The organism is Bacillus sp. KH172YL63 (assembly GCF_011398925.1).
In the GTDB taxonomy this organism is placed as follows: Bacteria; Bacillota; Bacilli; order Bacillales; family Bacillaceae_B; genus Rossellomorea.
In genome coordinates, this window is the sequence record NZ_AP022842.1 from 4,229,299 (window position 1) to 4,251,700 (window position 22,402).

The following is a 22,402-nucleotide window of genomic DNA, read 5'->3' on the forward strand; positions in this document are numbered from 1 at the left end:
CCCTTGCTTTCTTCTATCTATATCAATATGATTTCTAGTTCTACCGAAAAAATGTGATCAGGATAAGAATCCAGATCACATTTTACTATCAAGCTATATTCATTTTAACATGTTTTGTCGCAAAATGATGTTACCAAATTTCGTATATTGAGTGGAAAACTATTCTTCCGATACGTGTACCTTCAATGTTGCAGACACATCTGTGTGCAGTTTCACAGGAACATTTGTGTATCCGAGGGTGCGGATTGCATCGTTCATTTCAATCTTTCGCTTGTCGATTTTAATGTCATGAGCCTTTTTCATCTCATCGGCAATCTGCTTGCTTGTGATGGAACCGAATAAACGGCCGCCTTCACCAGACTTCGCTTTCATCTCGACCGTCAGTTCTTCCAACGTCGCTTTCAGCTTCTTCGCTTCCTCAAGCTCTTCCTGGGCGATTTGCTTTTCTTTCTTCTTCTGCCCTTCAAGTTGACCCATATTGGCATTTGTTGCTTCTACAGCCAGGCCTTTTTTCAATAAAAAGTTATGAGCATAGCCGTCCGCTACGTTCTTCACTTCACCTTTTTTGCCTTTACCTTTTACGTCTTTCAAGAAAATGACTTTCATATCTCTTTTCTCCCTTCAAAATAATCATTTAATGCATCTTTCAACTGTTCTTCCGCCTCCAGCACAGACATCTGCTGGAGCTGGGTGGCCGCGTTGGTCAAATGACCTCCGCCGTTCAGGTTTTCCATGATGATCTGAACGTTCACGTCACCTAATGAGCGGGCACTGATCCCGACCGTTTCAGGATCACGCTTCGAAATGACAAAGGACGCAATCACTTCATCCATCGTCAATAACGTATCCGCCGCCTGGGCGATGAGGACCGGATCATAAATGACATCTTCCTCCGCTTTGGCGATTGCCACTCCTTCACGGAAAAATACCACCGATTCGATCAATCGGGAACGCTTAATATACGTATCGACATCTTCCTTCAGGAATTTCTGAACGAGCACGGTATCCGCCCCTTGCGCCCTTAAATAGGATGCGGCATCAAATGTCCGCGAACCCGTCCTGAGCGTGAAGCTCTTCGTGTCGACAATGATCCCTGCAAGGAGCGACGTCGCTTCAAGCATCGTGATCTTCTCGTGCTTCGGCTGATACTCCAGCAGTTCCGTCACAAGCTCCGCAGTCGAAGAAGCGTACGGCTCCATATACACGAGTAGGGGATTTTTGATAAAGTCTTCTCCCCGGCGATGATGGTCGATGACAACGACTTTGTCCACTTTGTTTAATAACTTCTCTTCAATGACCAGAGAAGGCTTATGCGTATCGACGACGACGAGTAATGTATCATCAGTCGCCATCTCAAGTGCTTCTTCCGGGGTGATGAACCGGGTGTGGAGATCTGAATTCGCCTTAATTTCCTTCATCAGGCGCTTCACCCCGTTGTCGATTTCATTGAAATTCAACACGACGTATCCTTCACGCTGGTTCATCTGAGCCACTTTCCGGATCCCGATGGCGGCACCGACCGCATCCATATCAGGATGTTTATGGCCCATAATGATGACTTTGTCACTCTCGATCATGATTTCCTTCAGGGCATGGGAGATGACCCTCGCACGCACGCGGGTGCGCTTTTCCATCGGATTAGTCTTTCCGCCGTAGAACTTGACCTTTCCATTGGTCTGCTTGATGGCGACCTGATCCCCGCCTCGACCTAACGCAAGGTCAAGACTCGACTGGGCGAGCGTCCCGAGTTCAGGAAGGGAGGATACCCCGGTCCCGACCCCGATGCTCAGCGTAAGGGGAACATTCTGCTTGGATGTCGTATCCCGAACGTCATCCAGGATCCCGAACTTTTCCTTCTCAAGCACCTGAAGAATCTTCTCATTGATGACGGCAATGAACCGTTCAGAAGAGACACGCTTCAAGAACACGCCGTACTCTTTTGCCCACTTATTCAAAATGGACGTCACAAGGCTGTTCAAGCTGCTCCGTGTTTGGTCATCCATTCCCTGAGTCAGTTCATCGTAGTTATCCAGGAAGATGATCCCTATATTTGTTCGTTCATCATGATATTGCTTTTCTATTTCTTTCTGTTCTGTCACATCAAAGAAATAGAGTAACTTTTCCTTGAGCTTCAATACAACATGATACTTTCTCTCATTGATCGTCACAATTTCCGAATCGACTTCCTGCTTGATCAATGGAACGAGAGATTCTGCCACGTCGTACAGAGATCTTCCAACGACTGTGTCTTCATTGAAACAAGAGGCCAGAAAAGGGTTTGTCCATTCTATGTAATACTCATCATTGATGAGCATGATCCCTATCGGCATCTCCATCAACGCCTCTTCCCCGACGCGCTTGACGCGATAGGATAGCGTGGAGATATATTCCTCTGTTTCTTCGTGTGACCGTTTCTCAAAGTAAAACGCGAGATAGTACACGCCGCCAAAGACAATCAACCCGATTAACGAAATGATCCATTGGTAAAAGGAAACCGATACTAACAAAAGAGCTGTTAATATAGCAAGACCGTACAATGGGTAGCGGATCATTCGCTTATTAAAATAAGATGGCATGATTTCAGCTCCTGGATCTTAAATTTCTATGACTTACGTTGCAGCCGTTGTCTTAGATCAAATCCTAAGTCAATTATACCTAAAATTCGCACGAGATAAAGAAGAGGAATTGAAATGACTGTAATTAATACCAAAATTCCTTTTGACCAGCCTTTCATATGGGCAAAGAAATACAGGAAAGAAAATCCTTGAACAAGCATCAATGTTTGCAGCACGGACAATACATTAAAAAGGGCCGTATATATATAGCTCCCCTTCTCAGGCTGAAGCACCATCGACAGTACGAGAGTGATCAAGTAATACCAAAGGATGCTCTTTGGAAGCTTCCATTCACGGAACGGCTTGAACACCGGCACTTCCCTGCCCAACCGCTTCATGATCGGGAAATTGACCAAAATAAACACCAGGGCAAGCCCCACACCGATTCCTACAAACATCGTCGGCAGCAGCGTACGGAACATCTCGATGGCCTGATCCATGCTCTCCACCAGTTCCTTTTCAGGCACCAGTCCGATTTTTTCAAATATCGAGATATAAGCGGCCTTCGACTCTGTCACGCTATCTTCTACTATATTAACACCGAAGAACAAAATAGAAAAAACAAAACCAATCACAATATTCAGGACGAGCGTCACACTCGCAGCCAGAAACAGCTTCATCTTATCTACCTTTGCCTTCACACACCAGCCTATGACAACACCGGTCGTCGCCACCATAAAGGTGACAGGGAGTGCAACCAATCCCCCAAACAGAAAAGAAAGTGCCAAGGACCCAAGCAGTACATAGAACGAATTCACTAACGAATACTTAGAACTGAAAAGCATCAAAGGAAGCGGCAGCACAAAAAACGCCAGCGATCCAATCAGCGGTACATATAAACTCAACAACATCAAAACAGTAAAGATGGCAAGCATCAGCGCGCCTTCCGTCAACACACGGGGATTCTTCAATTAAAACGCTCCTTACGATAAATTCAAAAACATACAATAGCCATATCATATCAATTTTGGTGAGAGATTTCATCTAAGTGAATCAGGGAGATGTTTTTTGAGGGGGGCGGAGAGGGGATTTGTCTTCGTTGGGGGGATTTTGAGTGGGACGGGGGAATATTCGGTCTTTGTTGAAAGGGTTTTGCTCATTTTTCTCTATGGTTTCTACTTTTCCTGCGGTATTTTATGAAAATGAAGGCCTTGCCTGGTATCCTCGACCCATTATTGCGTGAAATCCGCCCTCTATTGCGTGACTTTCACGATTAATCGCGTCACTTTCGACCTTCATTGCGCGACTTTCACACTTTATTGCGTAATTACCCATCACCTTAAAAAAACCACCTGCTCACACGCACATCCACTTCCCAATAAAAAAGCCCCCTCCACAACCACTTCCTCATCTACTTAGTATGCACTCACTGTAAAACGGAGTATACGTCGTAAATATAGGGTGGCCATGGAGGGAACGCATAAGACACGATTATGAAATTTTAAAACGCTCGATGGAGGATTGAAGCTCTTGGCTCAAGTCAGTCAGGCGTTCTGCTGCTTCTGTGACCGATTGGACGGCTCTGACTTGTTCCTCAGTTGAGGCACTCATTTCCTGACAGGAAGCGGCTGTTTGTTCAGCAGTCGCTGCCATCAGCTGGATGACTTTGACGACTTCGTCTTTTTCAAGATTGATTAGGCCGACTTCTTTGTACATATTGTCGATCTCACTTTGCATCGATTTCATCAGGTGGGAAGTCTGGTCGAAGACGTGATTCGTTTTTTGGATCACATCGTTCTGGACATCGAATGTTTCTTTCGTTTTCACCATTTCTTCCACTGCCTGATTGGAGCCCTGCTGGATCTCCACAATCGTGCGTTTTACTTCTTCCGTAGCTCTGACCGATTGATCGGCAAGCTTGCGGACTTCTTCGGCAACGACTGCGAAGCCTTTGCCGTGCTCTCCGGCTCTTGCTGCTTCAATGCTCGCGTTGAGGGCAAGCAGGTTCGTTTGTGACGAAATTTCCGTGATCGTTCCCATTACAGACTCGATCGTCTTCACCTTCGCTTCCAGGCTCAGGATGACTTTTTCCATGGAAGAGATGTATTCGCTTGAAGAATGATACGCATGCTCCAAGTCCTTCACCTGATTCAATCCCGATTGGTTCATGGCATCCGCTTTTCCGGCAAGTGCAGACATCTCTTTGGATTTTTCATACACGCCGTCAATCCGTGCGCCTAATTGCTCGGTTTGATGATGGGCACGGTCGGAGTCAGAAGCTGACTGTGAAGCGCCGGTTGCGATTTCATGCACCGCCCTCGCCATTTCTTCACTGGATGCATTCGTTTCCTCAGAAACGGCACTCAACCCCTCGGCTGATTCCCGGACATTGTAAATCGAATCCTGAACCACTTTCAGCGTATCTTTCATGTTCGTGATCATTTTGTTGAAGTCCGCTGCAAGCAAACCTGTCTCGTCCTTCGTTTTGATCGTTGATTGAATCGATAAATCGCCCGATGACACATCGGTGACCGTCTTTTGAAGCTCTTTGATCGGTTTTGTCATCATATTCGCCACAATGACAACAAGCACCAGCATGATGACCAGTGTAATAAGAGCTGTAAGCATGAGTAAATGTTCAATCTCCTTGGAAGATTTGATAAGGTTATTCATCGTGTAGGCAGATCCCACTTTCCAATTCGTTTTCGGGACCGTATCATACACCAATACCTTCTCATCCCCATCCAGTTCATAACGGATCGTATCGGCTGCTTTTTCAGCCTTCAACATTTTACTGATGAAAGGAAGCGACGAAAGATCCTCTCCACGCTTCGTCGGGTGGACGATTGCTGCTCCATCGACGCCGATCAAGAAAGGATAGCCGCTATATCCGATCTCAACTTCAGAGATACGTTCTGTCAGCTGCGACAGATTAATATCGACACCAAGGACACCGATCACTTTATTTTCAGAAACGATTGCTCTTGATGCAGTGATAATGTATTCTTCCGTAGCTGTATCTATGTATGGCTCACTCCATACGACCCCTGCCCTTGCTTCCTCTGCAGCTTTATACCAGTCCCTGCTTGTCGGATCAAAATCACTTGGCAACGAGACAGAAGGGACAATCTTCAGCTTCTTATTCGGCGACGCCAAATAGATAGAAGTCGCTTCTTCATACAGGCTTAAATAATTGTCGAAATCCGCCTGCAGATTCGCATAGATGGCTGTATTATCAGCATTGTTTTCCCCTTCTTGAAGCTGGACTCTTGCAAATTCCTTCAATGCGTTAGAGACGGAATACTGGTTGATACTCTTTTCATATTGACCGAGGAAAAGTTGAACCGAATTATTCAGTTCCCCTACGATCCCTTCCGTCTGGCTGATGACTGACTCCTCTGTTTTCACCCTGGTCTGCCAGCTTGTGATGGCAATGATGACCGCGAATGACAGCATGAATAAAATCGAGATGACGACGATCAACTTCATTCTGATCGAGGAAAGGATTAACCCTTTATTTTTCTTCCCCTCTTTTTTCATTCTACCTTTCTTCACCTTTTCTCCCCCTTATAGTAAAACAACAGCGATGTATATACTTATTCATCGACATAATTCATCAATTATTTATACTTCATTGAAAATTCACATAAATAAAAAAGAATTTCAGGCATAAAAAAAAGCAGCAGGGAAGAATCCCTGCTGCTTACATCGATTTATTCACCAGTAACGTATGGAAGTAATGCCATTGTACGAGCGCGTTTGATCGCACGAGTCAACTTACGTTGGTACTTAGCGTTAGTTCCAGTTACACGACGTGGAAGAATTTTTCCACGCTCAGATACGAATTTCTTAAGAAGATCTACATCTTTGAAATCGATATGTGTAATTCCGTTTGCTGTGAAGTAGCACACCTTACGACGTCTACGTCCACCTCTACGTCCTCCTGCCATTTGTTTTCGCCTCCTATCTTGTTTAAGTTTGGTATCGTTCGTTTAGAATGGCAGATCATCATCTGAAATGTCGATCGGCTGACCGTCATTTGCAAATGGATCTTCATCTACACGTGTATAGTTGTTATTATTGTTGTTGCGTTGTTGATTCTGATTCTGACTATACGGATTGCTTTGGTCACGCTGACCTCCGCCCGAATAGCCCGGACTTCCTCCACGATCGCCTTGATTCGCACTACGCGGTTCTAAGAACTGAACGCTTTCTGCTACAACTTCCGTCATAAACACACGACGTCCATCCTGTCCTTCGAAATTACGTGTTTGAATGCGACCGTCAACGCCAGCTAAGCTGCCTTTTTTAAGAAAGTTTGCTACATTCTCTGCAGGGCGACGCCATACAACACAATTGATAAAATCTGCTTCCCGTTCGCCTGACTGATTCGTAAAACTACGATTCACTGCCAGTGTAAACGAAGCAACAGCCACTCCGCTTGGAGTATATTTTAATTCAGGGTCTTTGGTTAAACGCCCTACTAATACAACACGGTTCATCATCAGAATCAACCCCTTCCTTCTAGTGTACTGTCTCTATTGAAACAGATGATAGAAGTGTATATCTTAAAAAACGTTCGGATTATTCTTCTTCTTTAACAACGATATGACGGATAATATCATCGCTGATTTTAGCTAAACGATCGAATTCGTTTACTGCATCAGAAGTAGCGTTCATCTTAACTAGTTGATAGAAACCATCACGGAAATCGTTGATTTCATACGCTAAACGACGTTTACCCCAATCTTTTGACTCGATGATCTCCGCACCGTTAGTCGTTAAAACGTTATCGAAACGCTCAACTACTGCTTTCTTTGACTCATCGTCAAGGTTTGGGCGGACAATGTACATAACTTCATACTTTCTCATCTGAATGTCACCTCCTCGTGGTCTATACGGTCCTTTCTGTACGAAAGAACAAGGAGCAATGCGTTCATTACTCACGAAATAAAATTATAGCATAAGATATCTATTATTGCAATATGACGTAAAAAAAAGACTAGAAGCGGGGTTCTAGTCTTTTTAAAGGATTGTTTCTTTAGTATAAATTGTCTGCCCGGCTCTGTCGAAGGGGTAGTGCTGGATGGTGAGGGAGTAATCTTCCTCGTCCAGAAAACCACATATTATTACACGTTAAAACGGAAGTGAATGATGTCTCCGTCTTTGACGAGGTATTCTTTACCTTCGAGACGTACTTTTCCGGCTTCGCGGGCTGCGCCCATTGTTCCTGCTGCGATGAGGTCATCGTAGGATACGGTTTCGGCACGGATGAATCCTCTTTCAAAGTCGGTGTGGATGACGCCGGCACATTGAGGGGCTTTCATCCCTTCACGGAACGTCCACGCCCGTACTTCTTGTACCCCTGCCGTAAAGTAAGTGGCAAGGCCCAACAGGGAATACGTCGCTCTGATTAATTGATCAAGACCTGATTCTTCGATGCCGAGTTCTTGAAGGAACATCGCTTTTTCTTCGTCATCAAGCTCAGCGATTTCAGATTCGATTTTGGCACAGACAACGATGACTTCTGCGTTATCTTCTTTCGCAAATTCGCGCACTTTCTGTACGTATTCGTTGTCAGAAGGATCTGCGATTTCATCTTCACTGACGTTTGCCACGTATAATACAGGCTTAGACGTCAGAAGGTGAAGTTGTTTCACAAGCTTCATCTGCTCATCGGAGAACTCAACCGTACGGGCAGGCTGTTCAGCTTCAAGCGCTTCTTTGATTTTCACCAGGATTTCGTACTCAAATACGGCTTCTTTGTCTTTTTGCTTAGCCATTTTTTGTACTTTCAGGATACGTTTGTCAACTGTTTCAAGGTCAGCAAGGATCAATTCCAGGTTGATGACTTCGATGTCTTCGATCGGATCGACTTTACCCGCTACGTGGGTAATATTATCATCAGCGAAGCAGCGTACAACCTGACAGATCGCATCTACTTGACGGATGTGGGACAGGAATTTATTCCCCAATCCTTCACCTTTACTCGCACCTTTCACAATTCCGGCGATATCCGTGAATTCGAATGCAGTCGGAACCGTCTTCTTAGGTTCAACAAGTTCTGTTAATTTATCTAAACGGTGATCTGGAACCTCTACGATTCCTACGTTCGGATCGATTGTACAGAAAGGATAGTTGGCAGATTCTGCACCTGCTTTTGTAATTGCGTTAAATAGAGTGGACTTTCCTACGTTAGGTAATCCAACAATACCAGCTGTTAAAGCCATTCTTGTCACTCCTCATCTATATTCTTATCTATTTAAAATTCCATTAGATCGAAAAAATGCGTAAACGGTCGAACCTTTCACAATTATAGAGATAATGGAGGGAAAAGACAAGTGGAGGTTCTGTCGCCCGTGAAGAGGAAATCTGCGATCCTGCCTCAAAAAAAGCACCCAATCATAGGAACATGATTGGATGCTCTTTATCCCGATAAATGAAGCATCAGCGGGATTAGGACGAAAGAATTATGGGTAAAAAAAGAGTACTTACTCTTGTTCACCGCTGCTGATGACTTTTTTCATTTTCTTGGCAAAGTCTTTTCGGGGGATCATGACGCTGTGACCGCATCCGACGCATTTGATGCGGATGTCCATTCCCATACGGATTACTTTCCAGCGGTTTGTACCACATGGATGGGGCTTTTTCATTTCTACAATATCATTCAATGTAAAGGTCTTTGGCTCCACTACGCTTTCCTCCTCATTCGCTATCAAGTCTTCTTTGCTTTTCTTCACGGGGCTGAATTTCTTCTTCATCCTTCCGTGAATACATCACCATGCGAGGGAATGGAATTTCAATACCATGTGCATCCAGGCATAGTTTGACCTCTTTACGCAGCTGCCTTGCAATATACCAGTGCCTCATCGGGACCGTTTCCGCTATGATGCGGACCACAACATCTGATGCGCCAAGGGTCTGGACGCCAAGGAGCTCAGGCGGATTGATGAGATCTTCATACTTTTGCGGTAAAGAAAGGAGGAGCTCCTGCATGACTTTCTCCGCTTCTTCAATATTCTCTTCGTAGGCAATGCTGACATCAACGACAGCGATGCTGTTGTGTACAGAGAAGTTTGTCACTTCGGTAATATTGCCATTCGGGAAGATATGCAGCTCCCCTGTCCAACTTTTGATCTTTGTCGTACGCAGGCCGATTTCTTCGACTGTTCCCTCAGCTGACCCGATTCTTACGTAATCGCCTACTGAGAATTGATCCTCGAATATGATGAAGAATCCGGTGATGATGTCACGCACAAGATTCTGTGCACCGAAACCAACCGCAAGACCGACGATCCCGGCTCCGGCGATCAATCCTTTCACATCAATATCCAGAGTGGATAGTATAGTCATTAAACTGATGAAATAAATCACATAGGTCAACACGTTCTCAAGCAATTTGGAAAGTGTCGCTTCCCGCCGTTCAGTGAACTTGAGAGGGGAACGTGACCGGACCTTGAATACGTTCCGGATCGCGGATTTCCCGACCCGGAGGGCAATGTAGGTGATGGCTATGATCGCAATGATCTTCACGGCACCCATCCCAAGCTCAAACCACATTTGATTATCTATCAGTTTCTCTTTTGCTTTTGCAATCGTGTCATTCGCAATATCAATCGTATCATCTACTTGATCTTTCGTATCTTTCGTAGTATTCGCACTCATTTATTAAACCTCCACTTATCATTCAATAAGTATTTCTTATTTTATCAACTTTCCCTCTCCTTGTGTAGATTTAACCTCATATTGAGGGCTTTTCTAGAAAATTTTTATTTTATGAAAAAACCGTCCTTATTATGTATGAAAAATAGAAAGCGTCCGTATACTGAATAATAAGAAAAGCGGAGACGGCTCGGTCTTTCCAGATCAGCCTTCAAAAGGAGTGGAAGCAATGAATCTGAAAAAAGGACTATTCGAACGGAGACCTGAACCATATAGAATTCTTTATCAGGAAGAGCGTGCGGCACAGGATCTTTCCTTTCAATTGTCGTCGATGCTTCCGACTTATTATCGTACAAGACCCATAGTGTTTGTATGCATCGGTACCGACCGCTCGACGGGAGATTCATTGGGACCGCTGGTTGGGAGCCTGCTGGAAGAACAGAGCATAAAACCTTTCCACGTATACGGGACGCTTGACGATCCGATTCATGCCGTCAATCTGGAGGAGAAGCTTGGTCATATAGCGGAGAAACATATCAACCCTTTTATCATAGGTGTGGATGCGTGTCTCGGCAGGCTAAAGAGCGTCGGGGCCATCCAGTTGAGCGAAGGGCCGTTGAAGCCCGGGGCAGGTGTGAATAAAGAGCTGCCTGAAGTCGGTGAGATCCATCTGACAGGGATTGTGAACGTCAGCGGGTTTATGGAATTCTTTGTTCTGCAGAACACCCGCTTGAATCTTGTAATGAAAATGGCAAAGACCATCGCGGAAGCCATCGTGCTGGCAGGAGATTCGGTCGAGCACCGAAATGCCGTGAGCATCGAGAAATGGCGGGAAGAACTGCAGCAATAACGAAGGGAGATGACGCACATGTCATCTCCCTTTTTAGGTTCCCTCTATATCATCAACTGATAGGCATGCATGATCCCGACCACAAAACCCACTACGATGATGCCCGGAAGCAGGTTGGCTACCCTGATTTTCGTCACGCCGAGGAGATTGAGCCCGATCGCAAAGATCATGATTCCGCCAGTTGAGGTCATTTCAACGATATAGGCATCCATCAGCGCTTCCGGTACCCATTGATGGATCTGAGTGGCGAATAAGGCGATGAAGCCTTGATAAAGGACGACAGGAATGGCAGAGAACATGACGCCGATGCCTAATGTCGTCGTCAGGATCAATGAGGTGAAACCGTCAATGATCGATTTGGTGAGGAGGACATCGTGATCTCCCCGAATCCCGCTGTCAAGTGCGCCGATGACGGCCATGGCGCCGATTACGAATATGAGTGTCGCAGTCACAAACCCTTGTGAAATCGACGTTTCTTTCTTGCTTCCGATTTTCTTTTCAAGCCATGCACCCAATGCGTTCAGCTTGTCTTCAAGATTCATCCACTCACCCCATGCGGCACCGAGAGCGAGGCTGATGATGACAATGAGGAAGTTCTCACTTTTGAACCCCATTTGCAAACCAAGGACGATCACCGCCAAACCGATCGCCTTCATGACGGTCCCCTTCATATCCTCAGGAATGCGATGAAGAAACTTCCCGAGCAGGGTTCCTATGATGATGCATACGCCATTTACGAGCGTTCCAAAAAGTACCATGACGATCTCCTTCTCTTTCTTGTATGTAGTCTGCCGTCTCTTTCGCCTTCAAAAAAGGAAGAGGACTGACTTTGAAAGGTCACCCTTTCTCAATCAGTCCTTTTTCTCATTGAAGCAACTCGAGGATCCGGTCCAAATCTTCTTTTGAGAAAAACTCCAACTCTATTTTACCTTTTTTCTTTGACTGCTTGATTGTGACCGTTGTACCGAAGCGTTCGCGAAGAAGCGATTCTTGTTCCTGAATGAATACATCCTTACGCTCTTTCGGTTTTGTTTCACGTGGAACATTCTCATTCAGTTCCTGGATGATCTTTTCTAATTGGCGAACGTTCAGCGACTCTTTCAGGATCCGGTTCACGACCTGGGAGAGAGTCTTTTTATTTTTCAGTCCGAGTAATGCACGTCCATGCCCCATCGTCAGCTTCCCTTCCGAGATGAGTTCCTGGACGGGTGCAGGAAGGGAAAGGAGGCGGATATGGTTGGCGATATGAGGTCGACTCTTGCCTAACCGCTTCGCCAGCTCCTCCTGGGTGAGCTTCAGCTTGTCCATCAGCATTTGATAAGCTGCGCCTTCTTCAATCGGGGTAAGGTCTTCCCTCTGAAGATTCTCCAAAACAGCAAGCTCCATCATCTGCTGCTCATTCAATTCACGGACCACAACAGGGACGGTGTCTAATTTAGCCGCTTTGGCTGCACGGTAGCGCCGTTCCCCTACAACGATTTCGTATCCTTTGATCGTTTTGCGGACGATGATCGGCTGAAGGATCCCATGCTCCAGGATCGATTCCTTCAATTCCTCTATCGCTTGTGGCGTGAAGATTTTCCGGGGCTGATATGGATTCGGCCGGATTTCCTTCAGGCTCACCTCTTGAACGGATTCTTCGGTTTCAGTCGTCTGGATATTGTTAAACAGGGCGTTGATGCCCTTTCCTAATCCTTTAGCCATTCGCCACCACTTCCTTTGCCAGTTCTAAATAAACTTCCGCTCCCCTGGACTTCGCATCATAGATGATGATCGGTTCACCATGACTGGGTGCTTCACTTAAACGAACGTTACGAGGAATAATTGTGCGATACACTTTATCTTGGAAATACTTTTTAACCTCTTCAATGACCTGGATGCCGAGATTCGTTCTGGCATCAAGCATCGTCAACAGCACTCCATCGATCATCAAATCATGATTCAAGTGCTTCTGGACCAATCGGACGGTGCTGAGCAGCTGACTTAATCCTTCAAGTGCGTAATATTCACACTGAACCGGAATGACGACCGCATCCGAAGCGGTCAGCGCATTGATCGTCAAAAGCCCTAACGAAGGAGGACAGTCAATGATGACATAGTCATATTCATCCTTTACTTTCTCCAGCGCTTTTTTCAGACGCACTTCCCGGGAAATTGTCGGGACGAGTTCAATTTCTGCTCCCGCAAGTGAGATCGTCGCAGGAACGATCGACAGATTTTCCACTTTCGACTGCTTGATCGTTTCCTTTACGTCTACATCATCCACCAATACATCATAAATGCACTGCTGCACATCGCCTTTTTCAACACCGACACCACTCGTCGCGTTTCCTTGAGGATCGATATCCACCAGTAAAACCTTTTTCCCTATATAAGCTAAACAAGCCCCCAAATTTACGGATGTCGTGGTCTTCCCCACGCCGCCTTTTTGGTTTGTTACGGCTACGATTCTGCCCAAGGTTGTCACCTGCCTTCTGACTTCCTATAATTGACTCTCATTTTTCACACAGTATTCTTCTATTCTATCAAAATTCCGGGATTATTGTCTGTCAATTTTTCTAAAAGGATAAATTTGTAATGATCATATTCAAACATACAAAAAGTGAGAAACCACGCTAAGATGTTTCTCACTTTAAGTCTGGCATTCTATTTTTTTTTCGGGATACGGATGGTAAATTGATAGAATTCATCATGTTCCTCTTCTTCAGCGTCCAGATTGATGCCGCTGTCTGAGACCATGGTCAGGGATTGACGAATTGTATTTACCGCAATTCTCATATCCTTGCTGAATGCTTTTCGTTTAGGCTTCGGCTTTTGAGTCGTGCCTTCTTGCATTTTCACGACCCGGTCTTCGGTTTGTTTGACGTTTAAGCTTTTTTCAATGATTTCTTGAAGGAGCTGGATCTGCTTTTCCCCATTCTTCAGAGGAATCAATGCCCTCGCGTGTCGTTCCGTGATCAGTTTATCTAATAGGGCTGATTGGATCTCTTCTGGAAGCTTTAGGAGACGAAGCTTGTTCGCCACAGTCGATTGTCCTTTACCTAAGCGCTGAGCAAGGGCTTCTTGAGTTAAATCATGTAATTCCAACAGTTTTCCATATGCGATTGCTTCTTCTATAGGAGAAAGCTCTTCTCTCTGTAAGTTCTCAATCAATGCGACAGAAGCGGTTTCTGTATCGTTGAGGTTTTTTACAATCGCCGGGATGGTTTCCCAGCCAAGCTTTTGGATCGCTCTATAACGACGCTCTCCTGCAATGATTTCAAACTGTTCATCATCGTATTGTCTTACCACGATCGGTTGGATAATACCATGTGTATGAATGGTCCGTGATAACTCTTCTATCTTTTCATCATTAAACACAGTTCTCGGCTGAAATCGATTTGGGACGATCTGTGAGATTGGAATCTTTCTCACTTCATCTCGATCTTCTTCCACTACATTTACGTTTGACTCTTCAGATTCAACATCTTGCTCCTTTTCACCTAGGCCAAAAAAACGAGAGAAAGGATGCTTCATCTTCCTACACCACCTTTAAGAAACTCCCTATAGTCATATTCTCTTCAATACGGCAAGTTCCTGCCTTCAGGCCGGATTTTGATATCCGAAAAGGCAGGAGCCTGTTGCTATTCTAATGGTAATTTATTCGGTGTCCCAGGTTTTCTGGGATACTTGTTAGGTGTTTCTTTCACTTTGTTGATCTTGACTATGTTCCGTTCACTTTCCTCTTCAGGAAGCACGAATGAATAGATCTTCTCGGTCTGTCCGCCAAGCGTGCCGATCGCTTTCTTTGCGTTTGTAAGCTCTTCGTTCACATTGGAGGCCTTCATGGCTACGAACCAACCGCCCTTTTTCACAAGCGGCAGACATAATTCACTCAGAACGGACATTCTGGCAACCGCCCTGGCAGTGACCATATCATAACTTTCCCGGTGCGCTTTATTTTTTCCGAACGTTTCTGCACGGTCATGATAGAAGTTCGTGTTATCCAGTCCCAGCTCATCTGATAAATGGTTTAAAAATGAGATGCGCTTGTTCAGGGAATCAACGATGGAGATATGCAGGTGAGGGAAACAGATTTTCAAAGGGATGCTCGGAAATCCTGCCCCTGCGCCCACATCACATAGAGATTGAACTTGTGTGAAATCAACATAGAAAGCCGCACTGACCGAATCGTAAAAATGCTTTAAATACACATCTTCCTTATCGGTGATGGCCGTCAGGTTCATTTTTTCATTCCATTCAACCAACAATTCGTAATAGCGCTCAAACTGATCTAATTGCTTGGAAGAAAGGGAGATCCCCTTCTCCTCAAGCATGGATTGAAATTGATTTACATTCATGACATTACCCTTCCTTTACCTCTATTGATCACCTGATACTTTTGCAATTTTCCCTTGCTCGATATAGACAAGTAAAATAGAGATGTCTGCAGGATTCACTCCTGAAATCCGGGAGGCCTGTGCAAGAGAAAGAGGCTGAACCTCGATTAATTTCTGCCTTGCTTCAGATGCAATGCCACTGATCGCATTGTAATCAATATTTTCAGGGATTCTTTTATTTTCCATCTTCTTCATTTTATCGACCTGTTGAAGGGATTTTTCAATATAACCTTCGTATTTCACCTGAATTTCAACCTGTTCCTCCACGTCGGCATCAAGTTCTGTTTCACTTGGAACGAGTGATTTGATATGGCTGTAATTCATTTCAGGTCTCTTTAGTAGATCGGCAGCGAGGATGCCGTCTTTGAGCTCACTTCCGCCGGCTTCACGGATGACCGCCTGTGTTTCTTCAGTCGGCTTGATGCGGATGCTTTCAAGACGCTTCTTCTCGGCTTCGATCGCTTCTTTTTTCGCCGTGAATCGGCCGTAACGCTCATCAGAAATCAATCCGATTCTGTGACCGATATCCGTCAGGCGAAGATCCGCATTGTCGTGGCGGAGGAGCAGACGGTATTCGGCACGTGACGTCAGAAGGCGGTAAGGTTCGTTCGTCCCTTTGGTCACTAGGTCATCGATCAGCACCCCGATGTAAGCATCAGACCTGCTTAAGATGACTTCTTCCTTCCCAAGTGCACGGCATGCTGCGTTGATTCCTGCCATCAACCCTTGGCCTGCTGCTTCTTCATAACCGGAAGTCCCGTTGATTTGTCCTGCTGTATAGAGGTTCTTGATTTTTTTCGTTTCCAGGGTCGGCCACAGCTGTGTCGGTACGATGGAATCATACTCGATGGCGTAACCGGCACGCATCATTTGTACTTCTTCAAGACCCGGAATCGTTTGAAGGATCTTTTGCTGTACATCTTCAGGCAGACTTGTTGATAAACCTTGTACATATACTTCCTGAGTGTTTCTTCCTTCAGGCTCAAGGAAAATCTGGTGACGTGGTTTGTCATGGAAGCGGACGACCTTATCCTCGATTGAAGGACAATAGCGCGGTCCTGTTCCTTTGATCATGCCTGAATACATCGGTGAACGATGCAGGTTATCATCAATCAATTGATGGGTGTGTTCATTCGTATACGTCAACCAGCATGGAAGCTGGTCAGTGATATATTTGGTCGTTTCATAACTGAATGCCCGTGGGATATCATCACCCGGCTGGATTTCCGTTTTCGAATAATCGATCGTCGAACTATTCACCCGCGGCGGTGTCCCTGTTTTGAAACGGACCGTATCAAAGCCAAGTTCGTGCAGATGATCAGACAGTCTGATCGACGGTTGTTGGTTATTCGGACCACTGGAATATTTCAGGTCTCCAAGGATGATTTCTCCACGGAGGAACGTACCTGTCGTAATGACGACTGTTTTCGCACGGTATGCAGCTCCTGTCATGGTGACGACACCTTTGACTTCATCATCCTCAACGATCAATTCCTCGACCATCCCTTGAAGCAAGGTCATGTTCGGTTCATTTTCGATCGTACGCTTCATTTCATGTTGATATGTGAATTTATCCGCCTGTGCACGCAATGCACGTACAGCCGGTCCTTTCCCTGTATTCAACATCCGCATTTGAATATGCGTTTTATCTATATTACGCCCCATTTCTCCACCAAGGGCGTCAATTTCCCTTACGACGATCCCTTTTGCCGGTCCTCCGACTGATGGATTACATGGCATAAAAGCTACCATATCTAAGTTAATGGTCACCATTAACGTTTTTGCTCCCATTCGTGCCGAAGCAAGTCCCGCTTCAACACCTGCATGGCCAGCACCAATGACAATGACATCAAATTGCCCTGCGTCATATTGCATGGTTTGTTTTTTCCTCCTTGTAGGACGTGTCGTCCAACTCATATTAGTATTTATTTCCCCAGACAGAATTGAGAGAACAGCTGATCAATCAGACTTTCATGGACGCTGTCGCCGATGATTTCACCGAGCAGCTCCCATGTACGAGTCAGATCGATCTGCGCGATATCGATCGGCGTTCCCATTTCCACGCTGTCGATCGCTTCGTTGATCGCACGTGATGCCTGGTTGAGTAAAGCGATATGACGGCTGTTGGAAACATAGGTCATATCCCCTGATTCGATGGAACCTGCGAAGAATAGAGAAGAAATCGCTTCTTCAAGTTCATCGATTCCCTGCTCCTCGATCAGCGCCGTTGTGACAAGCTGATGACGTTCAGCAAGTTTTCTTACTTTATCTATATCGATTTTTTGCGGCAGGTCAGTCTTGTTCACGATGACAATGACGTCCATCCCTTTTACCGCTTCAAATAATTGCTCATCTTCGTGTGTCAGTTCATCGGCATAGTTCAGCACGAGCAGGATCAAGTCCGCTTCTTTCAGCACCTGCCTTGAGCGTTCGACCCCGATTCGTTCCACAATATCTTCTGTTTCACGGATCCCTGCGGTGTCAACAAGGCGTAACGGTACGCCGCGCACGTTCACGTATTCTTCGATCACATCACGGGTCGTACCTGGGATATCGGTCACGATCGCTTTGTTTTCATGAACAAGGCTGTTCAACAGGGACGACTTTCCGACATTCGGTCGGCCGATGATCACGGTGGATAAACCTTCCCGTAAAATCTTCCCCTGTTCCGATGTCCGCACCAGCCGGTCGATCTCATCCCGTACCCGCTTCGATTTTTCCAACAGGACGTTGTGGGTCATCTCTTCCACGTCGTCATACTCGGGATAATCGATGTTTACTTCGACATGGGCAAGTGTTTCAAGGATTTCCTGACGCAGCTTCCGGATCAAATTGGAAAGGCGCCCTTCCATTTGATTCAGGGCGACACTCATGGCCCGGTCCGTTTTTGCACGGATCAGATCCATTACGGCTTCCGCCTGTGAAAGGTCTATCCGTCCATTCAGGAATGCCCGTTTTGTGAATTCACCTGGCTCTGCAAGACGCGCCCCGTTTTTCAACACGAGCTGAAGCACTTTATTAACGGACACCAGGCCACCGTGACAGTTGATTTCCACTACATCTTCCCGGGTGAACGTCTTCGGTCCACGCATCACTGACACCATAACCTCTTCCACCACTTGTTCGGTATCAGGATCGATGATATGTCCATAATGAATCGTATGGGAAGCAAAATCCGTCATCCGGCTGCCCTTCATTCCCTTAAAGACCTTATCACCGATTTCGAATGCTTCATCACCGCTCAGACGGACGATCGCAATCGCCCCTTCACCCATCGGAGTGGAAATTGCCGCTATTGTATCAAATTCCATGCTATTCACCTCTCTTATATCATGGTCTATTTATATGAATTGTATTGTTGAAAGCAAAGTTTCCCCAAATTATTAGAATATCACAATCCCCTTCAATACTAAAGAAAGGAAAACGCTCATCCGTCACCTCATCATGTTATCCACACCGATAACACTCCATCATCACTATTTTAACTTATCCACATGTGAATAACAATAAAGCGGGTTGAAAATAAGGAGTGATGGGAGTGGTTTGATAGAGAGCGGGGAGCGGCATTTATTTGGATGCTGAATTTCGTTGAGTAGAGGAACCATTTTGGAGATTGGGCTGTCTATGGATAATATTGTCAAAAGACGCATAAATCGAAAAAACGACGCAAATATAAAAATAATGACGCATAAACGGTTGAGAATGACGCAAAAAATCAAGAATAGACGCAATAATCGTCCTATATAACGCAATCAACGTGAATCCGTCACTTACCTAAGGTCCCTGATAGTAAAAATAAACGCCTTTCTTAGCCGTACGCGGCATCCTCTCAACAAAACGGGTACAATTCCCTCTCCAACCGGCACAAAAAGAAGGTTACATCATCGCAAAATAACCAAATAAAAAAACGATTCCCACAAAAGGAATCGTTTTTCATTATTTTGGTGCAATGACAATATATCGATTCGGTTCTTTGCCTTCTGAATGGGTTTCGACCATTTTCGAGCCGACCAATGCCGAGTGGATCACTTTTCGTTCGTAGGACGGCATCGGTTCCAGGGAAACCGGACGATTGGTGCGGGCTGCTTTTTCCGCCAGGCGTTCGGCAAGCGTTGTTAATGTTTGCTTCCGTCTTTCCCGGTAATTTTCAGCATCCAACAGGATGGTGATGAACTGACCGGACACCTTATTGGCGATCAGCTGGGCCAAATGCTGAAGGGCATTCAACGTTTGACCCCTTTTGCCGATCAAGAGCGCCATTTTTTCACCTGAAATATTGAATTCTACTTCTCTTCCATCTCTTGTAACCTCGATGGAAGCTTCCACACCCATTTCACGTGCAACAGATAAAAGGAATTCTTTTGCTTCGTTCACAGGATCGATCGCTTTCTTTACAGAAACGACCGCCGGCTTTGCACCGAATAATCCTAAGAATCCTTTTTTACCTTGATCAATGATGTTAATCTCTGCTTCTTCTTTGGTGATCTTCAGTTGAGACAAGGCTGATTCAATGGCTTCTTCCACCGTTTGACCAGTTGCTTCTACTTCTCTCACTTTTTCTTTCCTCCTGAATTCCCACCAGCTTTTGCCGCTTGCGCTTCTTTGATCTCAGGCCCTTTGATGAAGTATGTTTGAGCAATCATGAATAGATTTCCGACTACCCAGTAAAGGGATAGAGCTGCAGGGAAGTTGATCGCAAAAATGATGATCATGACTGGCATGATATAAAGCATCATGGCCATTTGCGGATTTTGGTTCGCTGTACCCGCCATCATTAATTTTTGTTGGATGAACGTTGTTAAACCTGCTACTAAAGGTAAGATATAGAACGGATCCGGATTACCGAGATCGAACCATAGGAAGTTATGAGCCTTGATTTCCTCTGTTCTGACGATCGCATGGTAGAATCCGATCAGAATTGGCATTTGAACGATCAATGGGAAACAACCCGCTAACGGATTTACCCCGTGACTTTGGAATAAAGCCATTGTTTCTTGTTGAAGCTTTTGCTGTGTTTGTGCATCTTTAGAGCTATATTTTTCACGCAGTTTTTTCATTTCCGGTTGTAATGCCTGCATGGCTTTTGAATTCTTCGTTTGCTTAATCATCAATGGCAGAATTGCCGTACGGATAAGCAAGGTAACGATCACGATCGCCAACCCATAAGATCCGCTCATGAATTCAGCAACCATTGTAATTAATTGTGATAAAGGATAGACAATATATTCATTCCATATTCCACTGCTATCAGATGTAATCGGCTGATTGTATTCTGTACATCCTGATAGAATAGCCATTAGCCCAATGATTCCCACCAGGGCTATCATTCTCTTTTTCACCCTTATTTTCCTCCCAACTAATATGTTTCACATAAAGTCTCTTTTCATCTTTTCAGAAAAAAGCCAGTGTATCCCGTACTTAAAAAGTACAATCTATCGTATTGTATCATCTTTTCCGGGGATTGTGATGATGAAACCCGTCATTCTGTTAAAATGTTATGACTTCTTCTTATCATATTTGCCATAAGAAGATCTTTTCAACACTTTTCCCCGCTTCAATACATGGGTAAGGCTTCCCTTTACCTCATGGAAATTCATTTCGGCCGCCGGTTTTCTGGCGATAATAAGATAATCGTACTGATCACGTACATCTTCCTTCAATTCTAAGAAAGCCTGTCTGACATAACGTTTGATTTGATTTCGGCACACGGCGTTCCCAATTTTCTTGCTGACCGAGATCCCGATCCGGAACGGCTGGGGTTCATCCTTCTTTAATAGATAGAGAACAAACTGCCGATTTGCAAAAGACGTCCCTTTTTTGAATATCTCCTGAAACTCTTCATTCTTTTTAACCCGTTGATCTTTCCTCATGTACCACACCTATTTTTCTTTTTTGTCTTGAAGTAACAACCGACATTATTGGCTCATTCATATGAAATGATACGTCTGATCCTATTAAAAACATGTTGAACGAGCCAAATTGTCATTTCATCCCCGTGATGAAGGAAAAAAAAGACCACTGAGTCAGTTCAGTGGTCTAGGCAGATAATACTTTTCTTCCTTTGCTACGACGACGAGCTAAAACATTACGTCCGTTTTTAGAGCTCATACGTGCACGGAAACCGTGATTCTTTTTTCTTTTACGATTATTTGGTTGAAACGTTCTTTTCATCTATGACACCTCCCTGAAGGATATCTTTATAAAAGTTAAAGACATTCCTCACTATTATAAAGACGGTACCCATAAAAAGTCAACACTCATATTATTTTTCTTTTTTTTAAGGTGTCTTTGTAAACATTTTGGCTGTGTAACAAGCAAGGTGTGGTTGATTTCCCCGGGGCTGCAGGTGATCCTCCTTGGTCTTCATGTTGACCTTTCCATCAATTCCCGCACTTCCGCTGCAATCAACTGCCAGGAAAAGCATTTCACAAACAAAGCTTAACCATCATTTCAATGTATTTCTCATAGTATCACTTCAATGGCTCTGTTTCTTCACTGATGACTATGACCGTTCTTCCTATCATTATTTTTCAAGTGACAGCGTTGGAGAACATCATTTTCAAACAAAACAACCGCTCAAATAAAACTTCAATCTCCCTCTACAAACCCTCTTCAATCTCTCCATCCACCATGACTGTGGATAGTATTCGACACTATTTTATATTATCCACAACACATATTGACAACTTTTTCACAAGTTCATAGCTTGTGGACAAAACCGTTCCACAGGTTGCAGGGGTTGTGGATAAAATTTAAAAAGCATTGCACCCCTTAGGATATTTTGATATGATTATTGTGTTTTCACTCTTAATAACTCTATCCACACCTAAGGGTTATCCACAAAATGTGGATATCATGTGGGTAACTTATTAAGAGGGTTTGGAGAACGTTGTCCACAAGTGGTGGATATTGTCGAAAAACCATTTACTTTCCTTATTATATATATTTTCCACATT

22 protein-coding genes and 1 pseudogene are annotated in these 22,402 nt (G+C 44.7%); 1 reads left to right on the forward strand and 22 read right to left on the reverse strand.

Annotated features, from left to right (window positions below; all coding sequences use genetic code 11):
- Nucleotides 1-159 precede the first annotated feature (159 nt).
- The 11 genes and pseudogenes from rplI to KH172YL63_RS21475 all read right to left on the reverse strand — a co-directional run bounded on the left by rplI (nucleotide 160) and on the right by KH172YL63_RS21475 (nucleotide 10,220).
- Complete coding sequence (gene rplI, locus KH172YL63_RS21430; RefSeq protein ID WP_173107978.1) at nucleotides 160-606, reverse strand: 50S ribosomal protein L9; 447 nt, start codon at nucleotides 604-606, stop codon at nucleotides 160-162.
- Nucleotides 603-2,576 carry a DHH family phosphoesterase gene (locus KH172YL63_RS21435; RefSeq protein ID WP_173107979.1) on the reverse strand — a complete coding sequence of 658 codons (1,974 nt, stop codon included), beginning with the start codon at nucleotides 2,574-2,576 and terminating at the stop codon, nucleotides 603-605. The genes rplI and KH172YL63_RS21435 overlap by 4 nt, the downstream gene beginning before the upstream one ends.
- Nucleotides 2,577-2,602: 26 nt before the next feature.
- Nucleotides 2,603-3,526, reverse strand: coding sequence for a YybS family protein (locus tag KH172YL63_RS21440; RefSeq protein WP_173107980.1), 924 nt, complete (start codon nucleotides 3,524-3,526; stop codon nucleotides 2,603-2,605).
- Nucleotides 3,527-4,046: 520 nt separating this feature from the next.
- On the reverse strand, nucleotides 4,047-4,997 hold the full coding sequence (locus KH172YL63_RS21900; protein WP_442858794.1) for a methyl-accepting chemotaxis protein: 951 nt from the start codon (nucleotides 4,995-4,997) through the stop codon (nucleotides 4,047-4,049).
- A pseudogene (locus KH172YL63_RS21905) lies at nucleotides 4,992-6,095 on the reverse strand (HAMP domain-containing protein); the annotation flags it as partial. The gene KH172YL63_RS21900 and the pseudogene KH172YL63_RS21905, both read right to left, overlap by 6 nt.
- Before the next feature lie 173 nt (nucleotides 6,096-6,268).
- Nucleotides 6,269-6,505, reverse strand: a complete 237-nt coding sequence (gene rpsR / locus KH172YL63_RS21450; RefSeq protein WP_034764780.1) for a 30S ribosomal protein S18 — start codon at nucleotides 6,503-6,505, stop codon at nucleotides 6,269-6,271.
- Nucleotides 6,506-6,547: 42 nt separating this feature from the next.
- A complete protein-coding gene (gene ssb, locus KH172YL63_RS21455) occupies nucleotides 6,548-7,060 on the reverse strand; it encodes a single-stranded DNA-binding protein (protein WP_173107982.1) in 513 nt (170 codons plus the stop codon).
- 79 nt (nucleotides 7,061-7,139) lie between these two features.
- A complete protein-coding gene (rpsF, locus tag KH172YL63_RS21460) occupies nucleotides 7,140-7,427 on the reverse strand; it encodes a 30S ribosomal protein S6 (RefSeq protein ID WP_173107983.1) in 288 nt (95 codons plus the stop codon).
- A 257-nt stretch (nucleotides 7,428-7,684) separates the two neighbouring features.
- On the reverse strand, nucleotides 7,685-8,785 hold the full coding sequence (ychF, locus tag KH172YL63_RS21465) for a redox-regulated ATPase YchF (protein ID WP_173107984.1): 1,101 nt from the start codon (nucleotides 8,783-8,785) through the stop codon (nucleotides 7,685-7,687).
- Between the two features lie 261 nt (nucleotides 8,786-9,046).
- Nucleotides 9,047-9,247, reverse strand: coding sequence for a DUF951 domain-containing protein (locus KH172YL63_RS21470; RefSeq protein ID WP_232066079.1), 201 nt, complete (start codon nucleotides 9,245-9,247; stop codon nucleotides 9,047-9,049).
- A 13-nt stretch (nucleotides 9,248-9,260) separates the two neighbouring features.
- Nucleotides 9,261-10,220: a mechanosensitive ion channel family protein gene (locus KH172YL63_RS21475; RefSeq protein WP_173107986.1), complete on the reverse strand. Its 960-nt coding sequence runs from the start codon at nucleotides 10,218-10,220 to the stop codon at nucleotides 9,261-9,263.
- 226 nt (nucleotides 10,221-10,446) lie between these two features.
- On the opposite strand from KH172YL63_RS21475, the gene yyaC reads away from it, so the two are divergent.
- Entirely contained in the window at nucleotides 10,447-11,067 is a 621-nt protein-coding gene (gene yyaC, locus KH172YL63_RS21480) for a spore protease YyaC (protein ID WP_173107987.1), read from the forward strand.
- A 44-nt stretch (nucleotides 11,068-11,111) separates the two neighbouring features.
- On the opposite strand, the gene KH172YL63_RS21485 is transcribed toward yyaC, so the two are convergent.
- The 11 genes from KH172YL63_RS21485 to rpmH all read right to left on the reverse strand — a co-directional run bounded on the left by KH172YL63_RS21485 (nucleotide 11,112) and on the right by rpmH (nucleotide 21,617).
- Nucleotides 11,112-11,825, reverse strand: a complete 714-nt coding sequence (locus tag KH172YL63_RS21485) for a DUF554 domain-containing protein (protein ID WP_173107988.1) — start codon at nucleotides 11,823-11,825, stop codon at nucleotides 11,112-11,114.
- Nucleotides 11,826-11,931: 106 nt separating this feature from the next.
- Nucleotides 11,932-12,771: a ParB/RepB/Spo0J family partition protein gene (locus KH172YL63_RS21490; protein ID WP_173107989.1), complete on the reverse strand. Its 840-nt coding sequence runs from the start codon at nucleotides 12,769-12,771 to the stop codon at nucleotides 11,932-11,934.
- Nucleotides 12,764-13,525: a ParA family protein gene (locus KH172YL63_RS21495; RefSeq protein ID WP_173107990.1), complete on the reverse strand. Its 762-nt coding sequence runs from the start codon at nucleotides 13,523-13,525 to the stop codon at nucleotides 12,764-12,766. The genes KH172YL63_RS21490 and KH172YL63_RS21495 overlap by 8 nt, the downstream gene beginning before the upstream one ends.
- Before the next feature lie 188 nt (nucleotides 13,526-13,713).
- Entirely contained in the window at nucleotides 13,714-14,583 is an 870-nt protein-coding gene (gene noc / locus KH172YL63_RS21500) for a nucleoid occlusion protein (RefSeq protein WP_173107991.1), read from the reverse strand.
- A 107-nt stretch (nucleotides 14,584-14,690) separates the two neighbouring features.
- Nucleotides 14,691-15,407: a 16S rRNA (guanine(527)-N(7))-methyltransferase RsmG gene (gene rsmG / locus KH172YL63_RS21505; RefSeq protein WP_173107992.1), complete on the reverse strand. Its 717-nt coding sequence runs from the start codon at nucleotides 15,405-15,407 to the stop codon at nucleotides 14,691-14,693.
- Between the two features lie 21 nt (nucleotides 15,408-15,428).
- The gene (gene mnmG / locus KH172YL63_RS21510; RefSeq protein ID WP_173107993.1) at nucleotides 15,429-17,321 is read right to left on the reverse strand and encodes a tRNA uridine-5-carboxymethylaminomethyl(34) synthesis enzyme MnmG; all 1,893 of its coding nucleotides are present in this window, start codon (nucleotides 17,319-17,321) and stop codon (nucleotides 15,429-15,431) included.
- Between the two features lie 50 nt (nucleotides 17,322-17,371).
- Entirely contained in the window at nucleotides 17,372-18,757 is a 1,386-nt protein-coding gene (gene mnmE, locus KH172YL63_RS21515) for a tRNA uridine-5-carboxymethylaminomethyl(34) synthesis GTPase MnmE (protein WP_173107994.1), read from the reverse strand.
- A gap of 625 nt (nucleotides 18,758-19,382) precedes the next feature.
- Nucleotides 19,383-20,000: an RNA-binding cell elongation regulator Jag/EloR gene (gene jag, locus KH172YL63_RS21520; RefSeq protein ID WP_173107995.1), complete on the reverse strand. Its 618-nt coding sequence runs from the start codon at nucleotides 19,998-20,000 to the stop codon at nucleotides 19,383-19,385.
- Entirely contained in the window at nucleotides 19,997-20,785 is a 789-nt protein-coding gene (spoIIIJ, locus tag KH172YL63_RS21525) for a YidC family membrane integrase SpoIIIJ (RefSeq protein WP_173107996.1), read from the reverse strand. Before spoIIIJ ends, jag begins: the two co-directional genes overlap by 4 nt.
- 156 nt (nucleotides 20,786-20,941) lie before the next feature.
- Nucleotides 20,942-21,316 (reverse strand): ribonuclease P protein component, encoded by a 375-nt coding sequence (gene rnpA, locus KH172YL63_RS21530; RefSeq protein ID WP_173107997.1) that lies wholly within the window; start codon nucleotides 21,314-21,316, stop codon nucleotides 20,942-20,944.
- Between the two features lie 166 nt (nucleotides 21,317-21,482).
- Nucleotides 21,483-21,617, reverse strand: a complete 135-nt coding sequence (rpmH, locus tag KH172YL63_RS21535; RefSeq protein WP_034764748.1) for a 50S ribosomal protein L34 — start codon at nucleotides 21,615-21,617, stop codon at nucleotides 21,483-21,485.
- Nucleotides 21,618-22,402 lie beyond the last annotated feature (785 nt).

Excerpts from the sequence above, each read along its gene's own strand:
- rplI (WP_173107978.1), bottom strand. The coding sequence starts at position 606 with ATGAAAGTCATTTTCTTGAAAGACGTAAAAGGTAAAGGCAAAAAAGGT.
- KH172YL63_RS21435 (WP_173107979.1), bottom strand. The coding sequence starts at position 2,576 with ATGCCATCTTATTTTAATAAGCGAATGATCCGCTACCCATTGTACGGT.
- KH172YL63_RS21900 (WP_442858794.1), bottom strand. The coding sequence starts at position 4,997 with ATGATCACGAACATGAAAGATACGCTGAAAGTGGTTCAGGATTCGATT.
- rpsR (WP_034764780.1), bottom strand. The coding sequence starts at position 6,505 with ATGGCAGGAGGACGTAGAGGTGGACGTAGACGTCGTAAGGTGTGCTAC.
- ssb (WP_173107982.1), bottom strand. The coding sequence starts at position 7,060 with ATGATGAACCGTGTTGTATTAGTAGGGCGTTTAACCAAAGACCCTGAA.
- rpsF (WP_173107983.1), bottom strand. The coding sequence starts at position 7,427 with ATGAGAAAGTATGAAGTTATGTACATTGTCCGCCCAAACCTTGACGAT.
- ychF (WP_173107984.1), bottom strand. The coding sequence starts at position 8,785 with ATGGCTTTAACAGCTGGTATTGTTGGATTACCTAACGTAGGAAAGTCC.
- KH172YL63_RS21475 (WP_173107986.1), bottom strand. The coding sequence starts at position 10,220 with ATGAGTGCGAATACTACGAAAGATACGAAAGATCAAGTAGATGATACG.
- yyaC (WP_173107987.1), top strand. The coding sequence starts at position 10,447 with ATGAATCTGAAAAAAGGACTATTCGAACGGAGACCTGAACCATATAGA.
- KH172YL63_RS21485 (WP_173107988.1), bottom strand. The coding sequence starts at position 11,825 with ATGGTACTTTTTGGAACGCTCGTAAATGGCGTATGCATCATCATAGGA.
- KH172YL63_RS21490 (WP_173107989.1), bottom strand. The coding sequence starts at position 12,771 with ATGGCTAAAGGATTAGGAAAGGGCATCAACGCCCTGTTTAACAATATC.
- noc (WP_173107991.1), bottom strand. The coding sequence starts at position 14,583 with ATGAAGCATCCTTTCTCTCGTTTTTTTGGCCTAGGTGAAAAGGAGCAA.
- rsmG (WP_173107992.1), bottom strand. The coding sequence starts at position 15,407 with ATGAATGTAAATCAATTTCAATCCATGCTTGAGGAGAAGGGGATCTCC.
- mnmG (WP_173107993.1), bottom strand. The coding sequence starts at position 17,321 with ATGCAATATGACGCAGGGCAATTTGATGTCATTGTCATTGGTGCTGGC.
- mnmE (WP_173107994.1), bottom strand. The coding sequence starts at position 18,757 with ATGGAATTTGATACAATAGCGGCAATTTCCACTCCGATGGGTGAAGGG.
- rnpA (WP_173107997.1), bottom strand. The coding sequence starts at position 21,316 with ATGAGGAAAGATCAACGGGTTAAAAAGAATGAAGAGTTTCAGGAGATA.
- rpmH (WP_034764748.1), bottom strand. The coding sequence starts at position 21,617 with ATGAAAAGAACGTTTCAACCAAATAATCGTAAAAGAAAAAAGAATCAC.